Source organism: Zhihengliuella alba, from assembly GCF_039538765.1.
Classification (GTDB): domain Bacteria; phylum Actinomycetota; class Actinomycetes; order Actinomycetales; family Micrococcaceae; genus Zhihengliuella; species Zhihengliuella alba.
The window spans coordinates 18,414-35,965 of sequence record NZ_BAABCJ010000001.1 but is presented as its reverse complement, the minus strand read 5'-3'; the positions used below and the strand labels follow the sequence as shown (position 1 = coordinate 35,965).

General features: G+C 67.1%; 18 protein-coding genes, 1 tRNA gene and 1 pseudogene. 3 read left to right on the top strand and 17 right to left on the bottom strand.

The genetic code is table 11. From position 1 onward, the window contains the following. Positions 1 to 632: 632 nt before the first annotated feature. Positions 633 to 1,883, top strand: coding sequence for an exonuclease domain-containing protein (locus ABD784_RS00185; protein ID WP_344878249.1), 1,251 nt, complete (start codon positions 633 to 635; stop codon positions 1,881 to 1,883). Positions 1,884 to 2,059: 176 nt separating this feature from the next. On the opposite strand, the gene ABD784_RS00180 is transcribed toward ABD784_RS00185, so the two are convergent. The 8 genes from ABD784_RS00180 to ABD784_RS00145 form a co-directional block, all read right to left on the bottom strand. After that, the gene (locus ABD784_RS00180; RefSeq protein ID WP_344878246.1) at positions 2,060 to 2,524 is read right to left on the bottom strand and encodes an IS3 family transposase; all 465 of its coding nucleotides are present in this window, start codon (positions 2,522 to 2,524) and stop codon (positions 2,060 to 2,062) included. Between the two features lie 139 nt (positions 2,525 to 2,663). Next, positions 2,664 to 2,948 carry a transposase gene (locus ABD784_RS00175; RefSeq protein WP_344878243.1) on the bottom strand — a complete coding sequence of 95 codons (285 nt, stop codon included), beginning with the start codon at positions 2,946 to 2,948 and terminating at the stop codon, positions 2,664 to 2,666. Positions 2,949 to 3,033: 85 nt separating this feature from the next. Then, complete coding sequence (locus ABD784_RS00170; RefSeq protein WP_344878239.1) at positions 3,034 to 4,068, bottom strand: CHAT domain-containing protein; 1,035 nt, start codon at positions 4,066 to 4,068, stop codon at positions 3,034 to 3,036. Between the two features lie 206 nt (positions 4,069 to 4,274). After that, positions 4,275 to 4,547 carry a hypothetical protein gene (locus ABD784_RS00165; protein ID WP_344878237.1) on the bottom strand — a complete coding sequence of 91 codons (273 nt, stop codon included), beginning with the start codon at positions 4,545 to 4,547 and terminating at the stop codon, positions 4,275 to 4,277. A 73-nt stretch (positions 4,548 to 4,620) separates the two neighbouring features. Beyond that, positions 4,621 to 4,776 carry a hypothetical protein gene (locus ABD784_RS00160; RefSeq protein ID WP_344878233.1) on the bottom strand — a complete coding sequence of 52 codons (156 nt, stop codon included), beginning with the start codon at positions 4,774 to 4,776 and terminating at the stop codon, positions 4,621 to 4,623. Between the two features lie 87 nt (positions 4,777 to 4,863). Further along, positions 4,864 to 5,880: an ImmA/IrrE family metallo-endopeptidase gene (locus tag ABD784_RS00155; protein ID WP_344878230.1), complete on the bottom strand. Its 1,017-nt coding sequence runs from the start codon at positions 5,878 to 5,880 to the stop codon at positions 4,864 to 4,866. Then, positions 5,877 to 6,554: a hypothetical protein gene (locus ABD784_RS00150; protein WP_344878227.1), complete on the bottom strand. Its 678-nt coding sequence runs from the start codon at positions 6,552 to 6,554 to the stop codon at positions 5,877 to 5,879. The genes ABD784_RS00155 and ABD784_RS00150 overlap by 4 nt, the downstream gene beginning before the upstream one ends. Then, positions 6,547 to 7,089, bottom strand: coding sequence for a sigma-70 family RNA polymerase sigma factor (locus ABD784_RS00145; RefSeq protein ID WP_344878224.1), 543 nt, complete (start codon positions 7,087 to 7,089; stop codon positions 6,547 to 6,549). The genes ABD784_RS00150 and ABD784_RS00145 overlap by 8 nt, the downstream gene beginning before the upstream one ends. 410 nt (positions 7,090 to 7,499) lie before the next feature. Here ABD784_RS00145 and ABD784_RS00135 point away from each other — a divergent pair. Both ABD784_RS00135 and ABD784_RS00130 read left to right on the top strand, forming a co-directional pair. After that, positions 7,500 to 7,743 (top strand): annotated as a pseudogene (locus ABD784_RS00135) (IS481 family transposase); the annotation flags it as partial. A gap of 61 nt (positions 7,744 to 7,804) precedes the next feature. Then, complete coding sequence (locus ABD784_RS00130; protein ID WP_344878221.1) at positions 7,805 to 7,945, top strand: hypothetical protein; 141 nt, start codon at positions 7,805 to 7,807, stop codon at positions 7,943 to 7,945. A gap of 264 nt (positions 7,946 to 8,209) precedes the next feature. Here ABD784_RS00130 and ABD784_RS00125 read toward each other — a convergent pair. The 9 genes from ABD784_RS00125 to ABD784_RS00085 form a co-directional block, all read right to left on the bottom strand. Continuing rightward, positions 8,210 to 8,283: transfer RNA gene (locus ABD784_RS00125), tRNA-Pro, on the bottom strand. Between the two features lie 163 nt (positions 8,284 to 8,446). Then, a complete protein-coding gene (der, locus tag ABD784_RS00120) occupies positions 8,447 to 9,982 on the bottom strand; it encodes a ribosome biogenesis GTPase Der (RefSeq protein ID WP_344878218.1) in 1,536 nt (511 codons plus the stop codon). Between the two features lie 67 nt (positions 9,983 to 10,049). Continuing rightward, entirely contained in the window at positions 10,050 to 10,703 is a 654-nt protein-coding gene (gene cmk, locus ABD784_RS00115) for a (d)CMP kinase (protein ID WP_344881195.1), read from the bottom strand. Positions 10,704 to 10,777: 74 nt separating this feature from the next. Then, positions 10,778 to 11,902: a prephenate dehydrogenase gene (locus ABD784_RS00110; protein WP_344878215.1), complete on the bottom strand. Its 1,125-nt coding sequence runs from the start codon at positions 11,900 to 11,902 to the stop codon at positions 10,778 to 10,780. Positions 11,903 to 11,974: 72 nt separating this feature from the next. After that, positions 11,975 to 13,243: a pseudouridine synthase gene (locus ABD784_RS00105; RefSeq protein WP_344878213.1), complete on the bottom strand. Its 1,269-nt coding sequence runs from the start codon at positions 13,241 to 13,243 to the stop codon at positions 11,975 to 11,977. A gap of 134 nt (positions 13,244 to 13,377) precedes the next feature. Further along, positions 13,378 to 14,022 (bottom strand): SMC-Scp complex subunit ScpB, encoded by a 645-nt coding sequence (scpB, locus tag ABD784_RS00100; RefSeq protein ID WP_344878210.1) that lies wholly within the window; start codon positions 14,020 to 14,022, stop codon positions 13,378 to 13,380. After that, positions 14,019 to 14,951, bottom strand: a complete 933-nt coding sequence (locus ABD784_RS00095) for a segregation and condensation protein A (RefSeq protein WP_344878207.1) — start codon at positions 14,949 to 14,951, stop codon at positions 14,019 to 14,021. Before ABD784_RS00095 ends, scpB begins: the two co-directional genes overlap by 4 nt. A gap of 41 nt (positions 14,952 to 14,992) precedes the next feature. Beyond that, positions 14,993 to 15,886, bottom strand: a complete 894-nt coding sequence (locus ABD784_RS00090) for a ParA family protein (RefSeq protein ID WP_344878204.1) — start codon at positions 15,884 to 15,886, stop codon at positions 14,993 to 14,995. A 259-nt stretch (positions 15,887 to 16,145) separates the two neighbouring features. Further along, positions 16,146 to 17,450, bottom strand: a complete 1,305-nt coding sequence (locus ABD784_RS00085) for a cation:dicarboxylate symporter family transporter (protein ID WP_344878201.1) — start codon at positions 17,448 to 17,450, stop codon at positions 16,146 to 16,148. Positions 17,451 to 17,552: the final 102 nt, after the last annotated feature.

Genomic DNA, 17,552 nt, shown 5'->3' with positions numbered 1-17,552 from the left:
GTGGATGCCGCGGAGCAGGTTCGGCAGCTCAAGCCGGAGGATGCAGGGGTACGAGTTCACGAATGCCGCGTCGGCTTATTCTGCGCCCGGAGCGCGCAACGTTCCAAGGGCAAATGATCTGATACGTCGATTCTCTTCGGTCCGTTCTGCGTCGAGGCCAGTTGCCGGAGTGCTTCCCCAGCCATGCCGGTCTGCAGCTAGGAACCGGAGTTACTCGTTCGAGTCACGAGGTAACTCCAAGGTTCGTCCGGCCGGACCGACTCACACGCTTTCCGCGCGGGCAGTGACCTGACGGATGAACCCCCGCCTCGTCCACTCCGGGGCAGCCTGGCGTGAACAGACAAAAAGTCCTGAGCCGCGACACAGTTCGTAAACGATGTCGAGGCTCAGGACATTCGTCGCGCTGACAGGATGTGAACCTGCGGCCCCCTTGGCGGATCCGGTCCATTTCCGGTCTCCGCCGACCGTCTCGGGAACTCGCGGACTCCCCTGTGTTTACCGGGAACCGAGCGGTTCGCGTGGTCCGAGTGTACCTGGTTGGTGGCGGGTGGCTCAGATGGGTATCCGATGGTCACCTCAATCTTCGTTCGTGATTCGAACGCGTTGCCGTGCCTACTCGGTACTCTCATCTCATGGAGCCCTCTAATCGCGCGACCATAGGTCTTGATTTCACAGCCATCGACTTTGAGACGGCAAACCGATCGCGTGCATCGGTGTGCGCAGTTGGCGCCGTGCGCGTTCGGGATGGCGCCATCGTGGATGAGTATCGCGCTCTGGTTTCACCCCCGCCAGGCTTCGATGGGTTCGAGGACGGAAACATCCGAGTACACGGGCTAACCAAAGCAGATGTCACGGAAGCGGCGTCGTGGGATGAGGTATACCCGACTCTCCTACGCTTCATTGGCGGCGACCTTCTCGTCGGCCACAACGCACGCTTCGATGTTTCCGTGCTCCTCAACGCCACAGGCGTGTACGATCTGCCGTGGCCCGAGCTGGACACTTTGTGCACCCTTCAGCTATCTCGTGCGGCGCTGCACGTCCCGTCTTACTCTTTGCCGTGGGTCGCGAACCACCTCGGACTCGGTGACTTCGAACACCATGACCCGTTAGCGGACGCACGGATGACCGCACTCGTTCTCATCGCGTTAGCGCAGCTGAAGAACACGACATCACCTCTCCAGCTCGCGGAATCGCTCGCTGTTCCTGTCGTTCGAACTTTCATCGATGAGGCCGAAGCGATCGCCTCCGAGTTGGACTCCTCACCGGATCCTCTCATCGCCACTGGATTCGCCGGTCAAGCGGTCTGCTTCACCGGCGCCCTACGAATGATGATTCGCGATGAGGCGCGCCGACTGGTCGTGGAGCATGGTGGCCTGGCGCAGTCGGGGGTCAACAAGAAGACGACGATCCTGGTCACCGGGGACTTCGACTCGCGTACCTTTCGCCCTGGGGCGAGCTTCTCAGCGAAGCTGCAGAAAGCCTTCGACCTCGTCGACGCTGGTCAGCCCCTGGAGATCATCACCGAGGAAGACTTCGTCGCTCGCCTGTCCCTGAGCGAAGAAGCCCTCCGAAGCCGCATCTCCCAAGCAGGAGTCACCCGACGAAAGCTTCCTGATTGGGTTCTCGTACAAGCCGGCACCGATCCTACAGACGATTACTGGGCGTGGTTCAACAGATCACTTGCACACCCCGAAGGGCGCGCAAGTGGAGGTGAAAGGTGCATCTGGTGTGACGCGCCGGTCAGCCAGAGTGCGCATTGGGTTCATCGTGATCGCCACGTCTGCAGCGTCCACTGCAATGAGCGTCTCAAGCGTGCGGCAAGCCGCGCATGGGACCGAGCGGGTATCCGCCGTCCTGCAGAGCAAGCGCCATGGGAGTGGTGACGAGAACGCACGGGTGTGAAGAACGAATCGGTGACAACTTGACCTGTCACCAATTCGTTCTTCACGCCCGGTGACGTTAGGCACCACCAATCGTGGAGGCCTTCTCCTTATCCGGGCGTCGCCAAGGTGCTTACCCGGAACAGCTAGGTCACGCCCCTCCAGTTTCGTGGCTTCCTTCAGCCGGATGGTTCGCGCCGACCGTGGTGGCATACTCCCCGGTGAGCACAAACCATCTGACACGCACGGGTGGCCCAGCCGACGATCCTTCGGGAGAAGACGTCGGTGACGAACGCGGTGTAGCAGAACCCGGCGGTGGTGCGCACGTAGGTGATGTCCGCGACCCACAACCGGTTCGGCGCCTCGGCGCGGAACCGACGCTGGACCAGGTCCGGGCGTTCATCCGGTGTTCTCGCCGGGACCGTGGTGCGGGGCCGGCGGCCCCGGACGACTCCGTGGATGCCGGCGGCGCGCATTAGCCGGGCGCACTGATCCCGCCCGAGCTCCCATCCGGCACGGCGCATCACTCGAACCATCTTCCGGGCACCGTAGACCCCGTAGTTGACCGTGTGCAGCCGCTTCAACTCACCGATCAGCAGCTCATCGCGCACCGTGCGGGCGGACTTCGGGCGGGTCTTCGCCACCCGGTAGCCGCGAGAAGTGATGAACCCACGCTCTGACCGGTTCAAGACCTTCGTAGATGGCCTCGACCCCGAACTGATCCCGGTAGAAATCGATGTACCGGATCATCTCGTCATGGGACGGTCGCACTCCGCGCACGGACTAAGCCGACGCGGTCTTCAGGATCTCGTTCGCCCGCTTCAGCTCGGCGTTCTCCCGCTTCAGCCGGCGGATCTCTTCCGCAGCATCCGTGCTCACTCCGGGCTTCCGGCCCGCGTCGATGTCAGCGACCTCGCACCACCGGCGCAGCGCCTCGGTCGAGACACCGAGCTTCGTCGCTGTCTCCCTGACCACGGTGTAGCGCGTCGGGGCACCGTCGGCTTCCAAACGCTCCGTCACCATGCGCACGGCACGGTCCCGGAACGACTGTGGGTACTTCTGGGGCATAGCCCAATCCTCTCAACAGGAGATCGGAACTAATCCCAGGGGGTTCAGGAACCGTTGCACTCAGATACCACCTGCACAGGAGAAATCAGAGCTGAGCCTTAACCAGGATCGCCTCGCCCGGGTCTACTCCTGGCGCAAAAGCAAGCGTCGGCAGCTCCGCGCCGTCAAGCCCTGCCAATTCCAAAGCCACCTGCCCCGCCATATGGGCCGAACGCACAGACTGGCCGTTGGCGATCGAGGCATAAAACTGAGCCGCATAGTTGATGGCATCGCCATCGGCGATGGAGTCAGCCATTCCGACGGCGAAAGGGACTGCTTCCTGCACGAGCTGATCGATCTGGGCCGCAGACTTGCAGGCGTTCAACAACACAAGCAACGGCGGTTCATCAGCCGCTACCAGGGCATGCAGGAACGCCTCAGCCGTCACCGGATGGCCCTTGTGTGGAGAGTCGTTCTCATACTCGAACACGATCAGGTCTTCGTTGCTGTGTCCCGAGAAGTGCACGATATGGGGACGGAACCTAATGATGCCATCCAGCAAGTCGGCGATGGTCGCTGCAGGGCGCACATCGAGCTCGATCGAGTCGCGGTGCAGCGCCGAATCGACGGCCGTTCTGATGCGCTTCTGCTCGCGCCCAACACGAAGATCGCCTTCTGAAGCGGCTCCAAGCAACAGCACCCGGAGTTTCTCGGGTTTGGGTGCGCGGATCTCTCGGAGCGCGTCCCCCACGATCCGTTCAGTGCGGGCCAAACGAGCATGGGCCTCAGCTTTCTCTGTGGCCGTTCGTCGAGCGGCGGTCACTTCCTCCCGTCTTCGCTTCCGCTCGGCTGCGTTGACCTCGGAGACTTCAGCTTTCCGAAGCCTTGACTGGAACTCTAACTCCTGCTTCGCATAGCCAGATGCCTTCGTTTGCCACCTATTGGCCTCCTTGCCGGCAGCGGCCGCCTCCTTATCCCTTTGCGCGGCCAGGCTCAATTTCGATCTCACCGTCGAATCGTTCTTGCTTTTCGATGCTTCTTGCCTTGCTTTATCGGCTTCCGCACGCTTCTTCGATTCCTTGTTCCGAAGATCACCGGCCTTCTTCTCGGCGTCTACTCGGTGCTTACTCCGAATTTCCAATTCTCTACGATATTGCTGCGTCCCCAACTTGCATCCCCCAAAATTCCCTCGATGACATTAGCGTACTAACTCCGGCCGCTCATTGAGTCTGTTTTGCCCGTTAGCACTGATCTCCGCGGAGCCGGAGGGCTTCTTTGGTCTCGCACAAGCGGCGGGAGGCCAAGGCAATGGAGCACCTGTCCCCTGCTTCGAGCGGCGTCGACGAGCTAGATGTGCGTTTTCATCCAGGTGCCCATCTTTTCCGATAGACCATAGGTCGCCCAGCGCTGCCCATTGATTTCGATGACGAGGACGTCGTCGTTCGCGTCAATGTGCTGCGTGATTCCGTTCCGGAGCTGACCTGTGGTCAACGAAGTCTTCACGAAGAAGGAGCTCGCCAGCGGCCTCGCCCAGGCCTTGTGGGACTTCAGGTATTCGATGAGTTTGTTGTAATCCTGCCCGGTTTTGTTGAGGTCGTAGTTGACCCAGTGAACTGCCATGGCCCCCCCCTGTGGGTTCCGCTGGTTGACGTTGGGGCGGGCCGGCGGCGTTGGGCCGCCGGCCCGCGGGGTGTCACTTCTCGTTGCTGACGCCCTTGTGCTGGTTCGGGCTGCCGTTGAGGATGCGACCCGTGGTGCTGTCACGCTTGAACCAGGTGTTGCCACGCTTGAACTCGCTGCGGCTTTTGACTGCTCCGACGCGGTGTCCGCGTCCGGTGTTCTTGGCCATACTCTTCTTCACCTCCGTTCTGGGAGCCGTGGTCCGCTGTGCGGGGCTCTCATGGTGTAGTCGAGACAGGGGCGCGGAGAGTTAGGGTCACTCTCGGCAGGAGGCGCATAGCCCGTCGATCATTATGTGCGGCTGGTACTGGATGAAGCAGGCGGTGCACTGGATCTCGCGCTTGGTCTGCCGCGCGCAAGGGCAGTCCTCGCAATGCGGGCAGAACGCCCCGCTGCATTCGGGGCAGGGGTACCCGCGGCGTTCGAAGGCGGATCCGCAGCAGTACCCGCTGAGCAGGGGCCTGGTATCGAATTCTCGGGGCGCGTTTGGGTGGAACCTGGCCGCGTCCCAGAGATCCCTGGAGCAGAGGACGGCGAGTACGCGCTTGTCGTCGCCCATGGCGTCGATGTAGAAGTCAGCGGTGGCTCCCCATGGGGTGCGCCAGGGCAGGCGCCTGCTGGTGCTCTTGCCGGGGGCGAGTGCCAACAACGGGTGTTCGTCAGTCAGTTGCTGTTGGGGCCAGGGGAACACGGCCGGCCAGCCTCGGTGGGGATCGGGTTTGATGCTCGCATGAGTGACGGATCGGGTGTACCGGTCGATGATGGCAATGGCGCCGAGCCCTGGCAGATGTTTAGCCAGGGCGATGGCGCAGACTGGTCGGCTCGCCTGTGTTGCATCGTATAGCTCGATGAGGTGCCTGGCCCTAATCGGACCGTCCCTCACGATCGTTTGGGCAGCCGCCTCGGGAAGCAGTAGCCGTTGGGCGATGCGGTCGCAGACGGTCTCGAGCAGCTTGGGAGGATCTGGCTGTTCGGCCAGCCAGTCATAAATGCCAGATGTTTGGTCAACGAGCCAGTGGCCGGCCTCGTGGGCGAGCGTGAAGTTCTCCCTGCGGCTGTGGGGTGTTGGCGCGTAGAGGACCACGCCGTCTTGCAGAAAGGAGACGCCATCACAGGCGCCCCCTTCTGCCCGGGTTCCAGCCAGATGATTGACAGCGGTGGCGGTCAGGCCCAGGTCCTCGCGGATGGCTCCGAGTGGGTCGGTTGCGAAGCGCGCCTGGGTCGCTTCGGGTATCAAGGAGAGCGCCTGCTCGACGCACGCCTCCAGACTCATGGATTTCCTCGTCTCTGGTCGGTCCCTTCGATCGCGTCGACGAGGACTCCAAGAGATTCCAGAAGCTGCTCCGGACTGGGGCGCTCTCCTCGGTGCACAGTGGCGAGCATTCGACTTTCCAGAGCGGCGCTTGCGAATGCGAGAGAGACCTTCTGGGCGTTCGCCCAGCGGGTCACGAGCTGCGCGAACCGCGGGTTGCTCCGAACGGATTGAACCAGATCAGGCAAGGGCTGCTTCACCGTTTTGGAGATGAGGCTCTCGACCGGTGTGCGCAGGATCTCGGCAATGGCTTGTACTTCGGCCGGGGATACGTCTGCTGCACTGCGTGTCTCCCAACGGAAGACGTCGGCTGCGCTCACTTCCCACCCGCGCTGCTGGAGGCGAGCAGCCAGGTCACTAACGGCCAGTCGGGAACGTTTGCGCGCTCGCGATAAGGAGGAAGGGTCAAGGCTGCATTCGGCGTCGGGGACAAGACCTAGCATGGCCGCAACTGGGTCATCCTCAAGAGCTGGAGCCTCCTGTGCAGAGAGCCAGAGCGCATCGGCTACGCCCGCGAGCTCAGCTATCTCTACTCGTTCGTGATCGCTGAGCTGCGCTTCCTCGAGTATCCGCTCGCGATCGTCTGGCCGTTCGAACAGCTCGACGAACAGGCGTTCGCGTTCATCGTCATGCATCGCTTGTTCCCTCCTTCCTCGTCATCTCTTCTCTCATGAGCTTCAATGCGCGCTTGACCATTTGGCTGATCCTCGGCGGGGTCACTCCCAGTTCGGCAGCGACGTCGGCGCGTGCCCGGCCGAGAGCGACCGTCGCCCATACGGCCGTTCGGTGGCGTTCGTCGAGGACGGCCAGGCTCTCCAGCGCGAGTTTCACCTGTTCTTGTCGATGGAGTTCATCCACGACATCCTGGGCGAGATCGCCGTCCTCCGGTCGATCACGAACCCATTCGTCGAATCCGTCCCCGGCATGCCTAACAGGTGCAGAGCGAATCCGGTCAATCGCTTTACGTTTCACAGCCTGGACGAGGAACGCTTCCCAGTTCCGAACCTCATACGACGGCGGCGAGCTAATGATCGACACAACCGCATCCTGGACCACATCAGAAACCTCCGACAGCAGGCCGGCCCCACGGAGCGCCGAAGCCGCAACCCTATGCATCACGTGCTTGTAACGCTCGTAGAGTGCCCCGATGTCCGGCACCGCGGCGCTCACCCCTGCTCCCCGCGCCGCCGGGCCCGGCACCAACTCCCGCCAAGTTTCTCTCTCATAGCGACTGCCCCTCCTCAGTCCGTAGTCGAAACAGCAGCGCCAGCAGTTAGCCACCAGGCTTGCTCCCACAAAAAAGATTCTCCAACGCCACAGGCATCACCGGAACCCCACACCCTCGGAGACCCGAAAGCTTCGAAATGAACCGCCCTGGGATTAGTTTCGGGGTTCACGCGAGGACGGCTGCTCTCGCTCGGGTTCCATAGTAGGCGGCTTCGATCTCGGCAGGGTCCGGTAGTCCAGGGCTTCGTGCAGTCGCTCGATGTTCCACCAGGGGACCCAGCGCATCGTCTCGAACTCGACCTCGGTCACGGACGGCCAGGCCGGTCGAGCGGGAATCAGCTCGGCCTTGTGGAGACACCAACCGCTGGCACCTCCAGCAAGAAGGCCTGCACGCCCCCTCGACCTCCACGATCCGACGGATCCTCACCCGAGCCGGACTCGTCCGCCCCCGAGCCGCGCAATCGGCCCAAGAGCTCCTACGTACGCTTCGAGGCCGACCTGCCCAACGGCTGCTGGCAGGCCGACATCACCCACTGGTTCCTCGCCGACGCCACGCGCGTGGAGATCCTCGACTTCCTCGGCTCCCGCTCCCGCTACACGACAGAGCCGCCTTCACCTGTCTCGGGACATCGTTGACACCTACGGCGTTGAGCCGGGCATGGGAAAGCAGAAGAACCTCGTCATCGTCCGCTCCGTGCTCCAGCAGGCCCTGAGCGTCACCGCGGCCGCCACGAAGTACAGCGTCAGCCGGCAGTGGGTCTACGCGCTGTCGGTCGAATACTGCTCCAACAAGCTGTAAACCAGCCCCAGAGCGCGGACACCGCAGGCCCGGGGAACGTACACCGCTTGATGTCCGAAGCGCACGGTCCGACGCTCCCGGAGCCGAACGGTAGCACCCTCAGTAGACGACCGATTCGACGGGCCGCAGCCTCACCGCCAGATGGCGAACAAACCCGCACCCAGGCACGAAAAAAGGAGGTCCTCCGAACCCATAGGTTCGGAGGACCTCCTTTCAACGATGTGCTGAGACATCTGTCAACGATGTCCCGACACATCACAACGGTCGGGCTGACAGGATTTGAACCTGCGACCCCTTGACCCCCAGTCAAGTGCGCTACCAAGCTGCGCCACAGCCCGAAGTTTTCGCAGACGTTCTCCCCGCCGGGGCGGGGTACCGTCTGCGAAAAGCTCCTTGAATACTGTACCCCATGTCGGCCGTCCGCCGTGCCACGGGGCTCCCCGTGCGACGTCGGGAATGTCACGAAACGCGACCCCGCGCCGTCGTACAGAGCACTCCCGGCTAGCGGTTGCGGCCGCGCTTCTCGCGGACGCGCATGCTGATCTCGATCGGCGTGCCCTCGAACCCGAAGGTCTCGCGCAGGCGCCGCGTGATGAAGCGCCGGTAGCCCGGATCCAGGAAACCCGTGGTGAACAGGACGAAGCGCGGCGGACGGGCCGACGGCTGCGTCGCGAACAGGATGCGGGGCTGCTTGCCGCCGCGCACCGGGTGCGGGTGCGCGGCCACGAGCTCGCCCAGGAACGCGTTGAGCTTGCTGGTAGGGATGCGGCGGTCCCAGGACTCCAGCGCGGTATCCAGGGCGGGGACCAGCTTGTCCTTGTGCCAGCCGGTGCGGGCGGAGATGTTCACGCGCGGGGCCCACTCCACGTGCGCCAGGTCCCGGTCGATCTCCTTCTCCAGGTAGTACCGGCGCTCGTCGTCCAGCAGATCCCACTTGTTGAAGGCCAGGACCAGCGCGCGGCCGGAGTCGATCACCATCTGCAGGATGCGGACGTCCTGCTCGCTGAGGACCTCGTCCACGGCGAGGAGCACCACGGCCACCTCGGCCTTGTCCAGGGCCGCCTGCGTGCGCAGGGACGCGTAGTAGTCCGAGCCGTGCGCCATGTGCTGGCGGCGGCGGATGCCGGCGGTGTCCACGAAGCGCCACGTACGGTCGCCGAGCTCCACGAGCTCGTCCACCGGGTCGCGGGTGGTGCCGGCGAAGTTGTCGACGACCACGCGCTCGGAGCCCGCGAGCTTGTTCAGCAGCGAGGACTTGCCGACGTTCGGGCGGCCCACCAGCGCGATGCGGCGCGGGCCGCCGCGCGGGATGAGCCCGCCGTACGCGGAGTACTCCGGCAGCTTCTTCACCAGGTCGTCCAGCAGGTCCGCCGTGCCGCGGCCGTGCAGCGCCGAGACCGGGTAGGGCTGGCCGAAGCCGAGCGACCACAGCGCGTGCGCCTCGGCCTCCTGCATGATGTCGTCCACCTTGTTGGCGACCAGGAAGACGGGCTTCTTGATCCGGCGGAGCATCTTCATCACGGACTCGTCGGTGGCGGTGGCGCCGACGGAGGAGTCGACCACGAAGATCACGGCGTCCGCCAGGTCGGCGGCGATCTCCGCCTGCTCGGCCACGCGGGCCTGCAGCCCCTTGGCGTCGTGCTCCCAGCCGCCGGTGTCCACGAGGGTGAAGTCCTGCCCGCCCCACTCGGCCTGGTAGGAGACGCGGTCGCGGGTCACGCCCGGCACGTCCTCCACCACGGCCTCTCGGCGGCCGATGATGCGGTTGACCAGGGTCGACTTGCCCACGTTGGGGCGGCCGATGATCGCGACGACCGGCGGGAGCGAGTCCTCGCCCTCGTCGTCGAAGTCGTCGTTCATGCTGGCGAGGAGCGCGGCGTCCTCGTCGTCGAGGTCGTAGTCGGCGAGGCCGGCGCGCAGCGAGGCGACGCGGGCCTCCGCGTCCTCCTCGGAGATGCCGGCGAAGCGCTCGGCGACGTGGTCTTCTCCCGAGGGCAGGTACTCGTCGCCGTCGCCCGTGGTGGGGGTGTCGGTCATGTCAGTGAAGTTCCTTCGCTTGCTGGGGAGAACGTTGTCAAGAATCGTTCCAGTCTATCGGGCCGGTTCAGGCCCGCGGGGCCCGTTCCACGAGCGTCAGGACGGCCTGTACCGTCTGCTCGAAGTCCAGGTCGGAGGAGTCCAGCGTGTGGACGCCGTCGGTGGCGGTGGTGAAGTTGGTGACCGTGGAGTCCTTGGCGTCCCGCTCCACCACCTGGCGCTGCAGCGCCTCGGCGGTGGCCCCGCCGAGCTGCAGCCCGCGGCGGCGCATCCGCGCCTCCTCGCTGGCGGTGAGCAGGATCCGGCAGTGCGCGTCCGGTGCGACGACGGTGGTGATGTCCCGGCCCTCGGCCACGATCCGCGGCTGCTCGCCGATGATCGCGCGCTGGCGGCGCACCAGCTCGGCGCGCGCCTCCAGGTTGGTCGCGACGGCGGAGACCGCCTCGGAGACGAACGGCTCGCGAATGGTGGTGGTGACGTCGGTGCCGTGGATGGCGATCCGCTCCAGGCCCGGGTCCGTGCTGATGGACAGGTCCGCCTCGCGGACCGCGCGGGCCACGGCGTCGGCGTCGGTCAGGTCCGTGCCGGCGTCGAGGCAGTGCCACGTCACCGCCCGGTACATGGCGCCGGTGTCCAGGTAGGCGGCACCGAGGCGGCGCGCGGCCTCCTTGGCAACGGAGGACTTCCCGCTGCCGGAGGGCCCGTCGATCGCGACGACCAGCCGCTCCTGTGCGTTATGGGACGCGGTGTTGCCGGACGCGGAGCCGCCGGCGGCCTGGGTCTCTTCGGGTGCGGTCACTGGATCACCTTCCATTGGCGGTCAGAGAGGTACTGGGTGAGCTCCTCGCTCCGGCCGGGCAGCACGGAGAGCTCCACCATGCCCACCTGGTGCCCGGAGGAGTGGTCCATGCGCAGGTCCTCGAGGTTGACGCCGGCCTCGCCGACGTCGGCGAGGAGCCGGGCGATCTGCCCAGGCCGATCGTCCACGATCACCGTGACGACGGCGAACGCGCGCGGCGGCGAGCCGTGCTTGCCGGGGATGCGCGCCTGCCCGGCGTTGCCCTCCTCCATCAGCTTCGCCAGGTCCAGCAGCGCCCCGTCGGCACCCGGGTCCTCCAGGGTGGCGATGAGCCGGTTGAGGTCCTCGCGGAGCCCGTGGAGGATCTTCACGACCTCCGGGGCGTTGTGGCTGAGGATCTGGATCCACAGCCGCGGATCCGACGCGGCGATGCGCGTGGTGTCCCGCAGGCCGTTGCCGGCCAGGGACAGCGCGTGCGCCGGGGCGTTCATGAGCCGCGAGGCCAGCAGGGAGGAGGCGATCTGCGGGAAGTGGGAGACCAGTGCGACGGCGGCGTCGTGCTCCGCCGCGTCCATCCGCACCACCGTGGCGCCCAGGTCCGCGCCCAGGTCCGCGGCCGTGCGCACGGCGGCCGGGCTGGCGTCCGCGTGGGCGCAGACGACCCACGGCATGGCCGTGAAGAGCTCGCCGCGCGCCGCGGCCGGCCCGGACTTCTCCCGGCCGGCCATCGGGTGCGTGCCCACGTAGCGGGACAGGTCCCCCGGGGCGATCTCGCCGGCGTCGGCGGCCTGCCGCAGGGCGGCGAGGATGCTGGCCTTCACGGACGCGATGTCCACGACGGTCGCCTCCGGGTAGGTGCGCAGCGCGTCGGCGACGACGGCGGCCGCGACGTCCGGCGGCGCCGCCACGACCACGAGCTGCGGCTGCAGCGCGGCGGCGTCGTCCTCTCCCCCGCCGAGGATGCGGCCCGCGCCGATGTCCTGGGCGATGGCCTGCGCGGTGGGCGACGGATCGGACAGCAGGACGTCCACGCCCAGGCGGCTGAGGCCGAGGCCGACGCTGGCGCCGAGCAGGCCGGTGCCGAGGATCAGCACGGGGCCGTGCAGGTGCGTCTCAGTCATGGTGTCCTTCCGTCGTCGTGGTGGAGCAGGCGCCCCCTCCAGGGGCGCGATGCGCTGGGTGCCGGCCCGGCGCTACATGCCCACGGAGGCGAGCAGGTGCCCGACCTCCTGCGGGCCGAGCGCGCGCACGGTCCCCTGCTTCTGGTCGCCCAGGCGCAGCGGCCCCATCTCCAGGCGCACCAGGCGCTTGACGGGGAAGCCGACCGCGTCGAACAAGCGGCGGACGATCCGGTTGCGGCCCGAGTGGAGGACCACCTCGATGAGGACCTTGCCGGGAGCGGAGTCCACGAGCTTGAACGAGTCGACGTTCGCGAAGCCGTCCTCCAGGCGGAGGCCCTTCTTCATCTCCGCGCCGACGCCGTGCGGCAGCGGCCCGTTGACCTGCACCAGGTACTTCTTCGGCACCTCGTAGGAGGGGTGCGTCAGGCGGTTGGCGAGCTCGCCGTCGTTCGTCAGGACCAGCAGGCCCTCGGTGTTCACGTCGAGCCGGCCGACGTGGAAGAGGCGCTCGTCGCGGTTCTTGACGAAGTCGGAGATGCACTTGCGGCCCTCCGGGTCGTCCATGGTGGAGACCACGCCGCGGGGCTTGTTGAAGACGTAGTACTTCAGTTCCTCGTTGGTCTGCACGCGCATGCCGTCCACGTGGACGGCGTCGCGGGTGGGGTCCACGCGGACGCCGAGCTCGGTGACGACCTCGCCGTTGACCTCCACGCGGCCCTCCTCGATGAGCTCCTCGCTCACGCGGCGGGAGGCGACGCCGGCGTTGGCGAGGACCTTCTGCAGGCGCACGCCCTCGCCCGAGGACTCGGTGCTGGCCGGGCGGGAGACGGGGCCGCGCTGCTTGCGGTCCACGGCGCCGAGCTGGCGGCCGAACCGCTCGCCGGCGAACGCCTTGGTGGGCTTGGTGCCGCTCTTGCGGGGCTGCGGCTTGCCGCCGCGCGCGTCCGGCTTGCCGGTGGACTTGCCGAACTTGGCGCCCGCCTTCGGGCCGCCCCGGCCCGCACCCGGCTTGCCTGCACCGGACTTGCCGGCGCCCGATTTGGGCGCGCCGAACTTGGAGCCCTCATACCGGTCGCTCTCGTACCGGTCGCCGTTGTCCTTCGGCCCGTCGGTCCGCGAGGACCCGGGACGCTGCCCGCCCGAGCGGGGGGCGCCGGAGCGGGGTCCGCCCGACGACGGGCCTCCCGTGCGCGGTGCGCCCTTGCCGGACGGCTGGCCACCCCGGCCCGGGGCTCCACTGTTCCTGCCGGGGGCTCCGCTGTTCCGGCCGGGGGCGCCGCTGTTCCTGCCGCCGGCGGCGGGCTTCTTGCCGCGGCCGGAGCCTGACGGTGTCTGCTTCATGCTGTGTCCTTACATCGACTCGCCGGTCGGCCGCTCGGCGGCGCCGGTTCGTCTCTCTCGTCTCGTGTGGTCGGCGGGCGCATCCCGCAACGCTGGCGGTGGTGCGCGGTGCGTGCGCGGGGCACGCCGGAAAGTCAGAATTCGCCGTCGAGCCCGTCGAGTTCATCGACGCCCGGGAGGTGCGGCGACAGCTTCGGCAGCTCGGAGATGCTGCCCAGACCCAATCTTTCCAGAAAATACGACGTCGTCCGATACAGGAGGGCGCCCGAAGTCGGGTCCGTGCCCGCCTCCTCGACGAGTCCGCGCAGGGTGAGCGTCCGCATCACGGAGTCGACGTTGACCCCGCGGATGGCCGCTATCCGCCCGCGAGTAACCGGTTGACGATACGCGACAACGGCCAGAGTTTCAAGCGCCGCCTGCGTCAGCCGGGCCGTCTGGCCGTCCACCACGAACCGGGAGACAAAGGGAGCAAAGTCACGTCGGGAGTAGTACCGCCAGCCCCCGCCGATCTCCCGCAGCTCGTATCCGTGCCCCTCGGTGGCCTCGGCGATGGCCTCCAGCTCCGACTCCACCTCCGTGGCGGAGACGCCGAACACCCGGGCCAGCTGCGCCGCCGGCACCGCCTCGTCCACCACCATCAGCACGGCCTCGAGGCCGGCCCGCAGGCCGCCGGGCAGGTCCTCGACGTCGACCCCGGTGTCCGGGCTCGCCGCCGACCGCGCCGCCGAGGCCTGCGCACTGGTCGATGCCCGCGCGCTCGTCGATGCCTGCGTGCTCATGGTTCCTCCGTCTCCTCGTACTGCGTGGCCGCGGATTCCTTCTCAGCGGGCCCCGGCCCCACGTCGTCGTACTCCTCCTGCAGCCGGTCCGCGCTCCAGGTCTCCTCGTCGCCGGTCCAGCGGACCTGCAGATCTCCGAGCGGGTCCGCCTGGTCGAAGTCCACCACCTTGTCCCGGTACATCTCCAGCAGCGCCAGGAAGCGGGCGACCACCATCAGCGTCGAGTCGGCGTCCGCGGTGAGCGCGGCGAAGCTCAGGCTGGAGCCCGCCCCGTCGGCGGCCTCGGAGGCCGCCCGCAGCAGCTCGGCGATCACGGCCGCCTGCTCCCGGACGCTGACGGCCGGGGCGTGCAGGTGCCCCAAGCCCACCTCGGTGGCCGGCATCGGCTTGGGGGCCAGGGCCTTCTCGGCGATCGCCGCGAAGTCGGCGATTCCGGTCTTCCAGACTAGCTCCGGCAGCAGGGCGGCGAACTCCGGCTCCAGCGAGACCTGGCGCGGGTAGCGGCCGCCCTCGCTGACGTACCGGCGGTTGATCTCCGCGGCGACGGCCTTGAACGCCTTGTACTGCAGCAGCCGGGCGAAGAGCAGGTCGCGGGCCTCCAGGAGGGCGATGTCCTCCTCCGACTCGACCTCGCCGGAGGGGACCAGCCGGGCGGCCTTGAGGTCCAGCAGGGTCGCGGCGACCACCAGGAACTGCGTGGTCTCGTCCAGGGCCTTGTTCCCGACTCGGGTGCGCAGCTCCTTGATGTAGGCGATGAACTCGTCCGTCACCGCCGCCAGGGCGATCTCGGTGATGTCCAGCTCGCGCTTGCCGATCAGGTTCAGCAGGACCTCGAACGGCCCGCTGAAGTGCTCCAGCGTCACGGCGAAGCCGGCGGGGGCGTCCTCCCCCGCCGGCTTCGCCGACTCCGCTGCGCTCACCTCGCTCATCGCGCGGGCGCCCCTCCCGGTCTCCGGTCCGCGCCCGCGGTCTACGGGGCCCCGCCGCGGGCGATGAGCTCCTTGGCGAGGTTGCGGTAGGCCTCGGCGCCCGGGTGGTTCCCGGCGTAGCTGGTGATCGGCTCGGCCGCCACGTTGGCGTCGGCGAACTTGATGGTGCGCTTGATGACGGTCTCGAAGACCTTGTCCCCGAACGCCTCCAGCAGCCGGCCCACCACCTCGCGGCTGTGCAGCGTCCGTGCGTCGTACATGGTCGCCAGCACGCCGTCGATGGACAGGCCCGGGTTCAGGCGGTCCTGGACCTTCTCGATGGTCTCGACCAGCAGGGCGACGGCGCGCAGCGCGAAGAACTCGGCGGTCAGCGGGATGATCACGCCGTGCGCCGCGGTCAGCGCGTTGACGGTCAGCAGGCCCAGGGACGGCTGGCAGTCGATCAGGATGACGTCGTAGTCGTCCTGGACCTTGCGCAGGGCCAGCGCCAGGACCTGCTCGCGGGCGACCTCGTTGACCAGCTGCACCTCGGCGGCGGAGAGGTCGATGTTGGCGGGCAGCAGGTCGATGTTCTCGACGCCGGTCTCGATCAGCGCGTCGGCGATCTCCGTCTTGCGGTCCATCAGGACGTTGTAGACGGTGACGTCGAGATCGTGCGGCTGGATGCCGAACCCGGCCGAGAGCGCGCCCTGCGGGTCGAAGTCCACCAGCAGGACCTTGCGGCCGTACTCGGCGAGCGCGGCGGCCATGTTGATGGTGGACGTGGTCTTGCCGACCCCGCCCTTCTGGTTCACCATGGCGATGATGCGCGCCGGGCCGTGCACGCTCAGCGGCTCCGGCTCCGGGAAGTGGGTCAGCGGACGCCCCGTGGGCCCCAGGACTGGAGGCTCGTTCAGCAGCCCAGCGCGGGGACGGGTTCCCTTAGTCTCACTCACGGTTGCAACCACTTCTTCCGTCGTCGTGTGTCTAACTCGTTCAAGGCTAACGCTCCGCCGCCCGGCCGCGACGCGTTCCGTTCACCGGCGAGCCTTTACCTTGAAGCTGAGGTGAAAGGTTCCCGTCGACGCGGGAGGGCCCCGTCGACGCGGAAGGGCCGGGTACGACGGCGCCGCTCGCCGTCGTACCCGGCCCTCCCCCGGCGCTCCCCCGGCGCAGTGCGCCGGTTCCGCTCGAGGGACCGCCCCGTGCCGGCCGCTAGTGGCCGACCGTCTCCATGGTCGCCTCGTCGAACGGGCGGCGCCCGGAGAGGACCTCCTCGGTCTGCGCGCGGTCCAGCTCGCCGGTCCACTTGCCGATCAGGAGCGTGGCGACGGCGTTGCCGGTGAAGTTGGTCAGGGCGCGGGCCTCGGACATGAACTTGTCGATGCCCACGATCACGCCCATGCCGTCCAGCAGGTCCGGACGGTGCGCCTGCAGGCCGGCGGCCAGGGTCGCCAGGCCGGCGCCGGTGACGCCGGCGGCGCCCTTGGACGCGATGATCATGAACACCAGCAGGCCGATCTGCTCGCCGAGGTTCATCGGCATCCCCATGGCCGTGGAGACGAAGAGTGCCGCCATGGTCAGGTAGATCGCCGTGCCGTCCAGGTTGAAGGAGTAGCCGGTGGGGACGGTGATGCCGACGACCGGCTTGGAGACGCCGGCGTGCTCCATCTTGGCGATGAGCCGCGGCAGCGCAGACTCGGAGGACGAGGTGGAGAAGATCAGCAGGTACTCGCGGGCCAGGTACCTCAGGAGCTTGAAGATGCTGATCCCGGTGACCATCTTCAGCAGCCCGCCGAGGACCACCACGATGAACAGGGCGCAGGTGGCGTAGAAGGCCCCCATGAGGACGGCCATGGAGCCGATCGCGGCCCAGCCGGTGGCACCGACCACGGCGGCGATGGCCCCGAACGCGCCGATCGGGGCGATCCACATGATCATCATCATGAGGCGGAAGACCACGGCCTGGATGTTGCGGATGGCCCCGAGGACCGGCGCGCCGCCCTCGCCCATCTGCTGCAGCGCGAAGCCCACCAGCAGCGCGAGCACCAGGGTCGGCAGGACCGGGATGTCACCGGGGATCATGCCGAGCAGGAAGTCGACGGTCGCGTTCTCCTCGCCGGCCGAGGCCGCATCGTACGGCTGCAGCTGCAGGCCCTCGCCGGGGTGGATGATGTTGCCGACCACCAGGCCGATCGCCAGGGCGAACGTGGACATGACCATGAAGTAGCCCAGCGCCAGGCCGCCGACCTTGCCGACGGTGGCCGCCTTGGCGATCGAGCCGACGCCGAGGACGATGGTGCAGAAGATCACCGGGGCGATGATCATCTTGATCAGCGCGATGAACATGGTGCCCAGCGGCTTGAGGTCCTTCCCGACCTCCGGGGCGATCAGGCCCACCGCCGCGCCGAGCACGACGGCGGCGATCACCATGATGTAGAGCCAGTGCGTGCGGTCCTTCTTCTTCGGCGGCGCCGGCTGGCTCGGGCGCTCGTCGACGGCCGTGGTTCCAGCGGTCATTTATCCTCCTAGGGTGGTCCCGCGTCCGGGAGGAGCTCGTCGTCGAGCCCCGCGGAAGGGGAAGATTTCACCACCCATCGTGGGAGACGTGTCCCAGAACAC

Excerpts from the sequence above, each read along its gene's own strand:
- ABD784_RS00185 (WP_344878249.1), top strand. The coding sequence starts at position 633 with ATGGAGCCCTCTAATCGCGCGACCATAGGTCTTGATTTCACAGCCATC.
- ABD784_RS00175 (WP_344878243.1), bottom strand. The coding sequence starts at position 2,948 with ATGCCCCAGAAGTACCCACAGTCGTTCCGGGACCGTGCCGTGCGCATG.
- ABD784_RS00165 (WP_344878237.1), bottom strand. The coding sequence starts at position 4,547 with ATGGCAGTTCACTGGGTCAACTACGACCTCAACAAAACCGGGCAGGAT.
- ABD784_RS00160 (WP_344878233.1), bottom strand. The coding sequence starts at position 4,776 with ATGGCCAAGAACACCGGACGCGGACACCGCGTCGGAGCAGTCAAAAGC.
- ABD784_RS00155 (WP_344878230.1), bottom strand. The coding sequence starts at position 5,880 with ATGAGTCTGGAGGCGTGCGTCGAGCAGGCGCTCTCCTTGATACCCGAA.
- ABD784_RS00150 (WP_344878227.1), bottom strand. The coding sequence starts at position 6,554 with ATGCATGACGATGAACGCGAACGCCTGTTCGTCGAGCTGTTCGAACGG.
- ABD784_RS00130 (WP_344878221.1), top strand. The coding sequence starts at position 7,805 with ATGGGAAAGCAGAAGAACCTCGTCATCGTCCGCTCCGTGCTCCAGCAG.
- der (WP_344878218.1), bottom strand. The coding sequence starts at position 9,982 with ATGACCGACACCCCCACCACGGGCGACGGCGACGAGTACCTGCCCTCG.
- ABD784_RS00110 (WP_344878215.1), bottom strand. The coding sequence starts at position 11,902 with ATGACTGAGACGCACCTGCACGGCCCCGTGCTGATCCTCGGCACCGGC.
- ABD784_RS00105 (WP_344878213.1), bottom strand. The coding sequence starts at position 13,243 with ATGAAGCAGACACCGTCAGGCTCCGGCCGCGGCAAGAAGCCCGCCGCC.
- scpB (WP_344878210.1), bottom strand. The coding sequence starts at position 14,022 with ATGAGCACGCAGGCATCGACGAGCGCGCGGGCATCGACCAGTGCGCAG.
- ABD784_RS00095 (WP_344878207.1), bottom strand. The coding sequence starts at position 14,951 with ATGAGCGAGGTGAGCGCAGCGGAGTCGGCGAAGCCGGCGGGGGAGGAC.
- ABD784_RS00085 (WP_344878201.1), bottom strand. The coding sequence starts at position 17,450 with ATGACCGCTGGAACCACGGCCGTCGACGAGCGCCCGAGCCAGCCGGCG.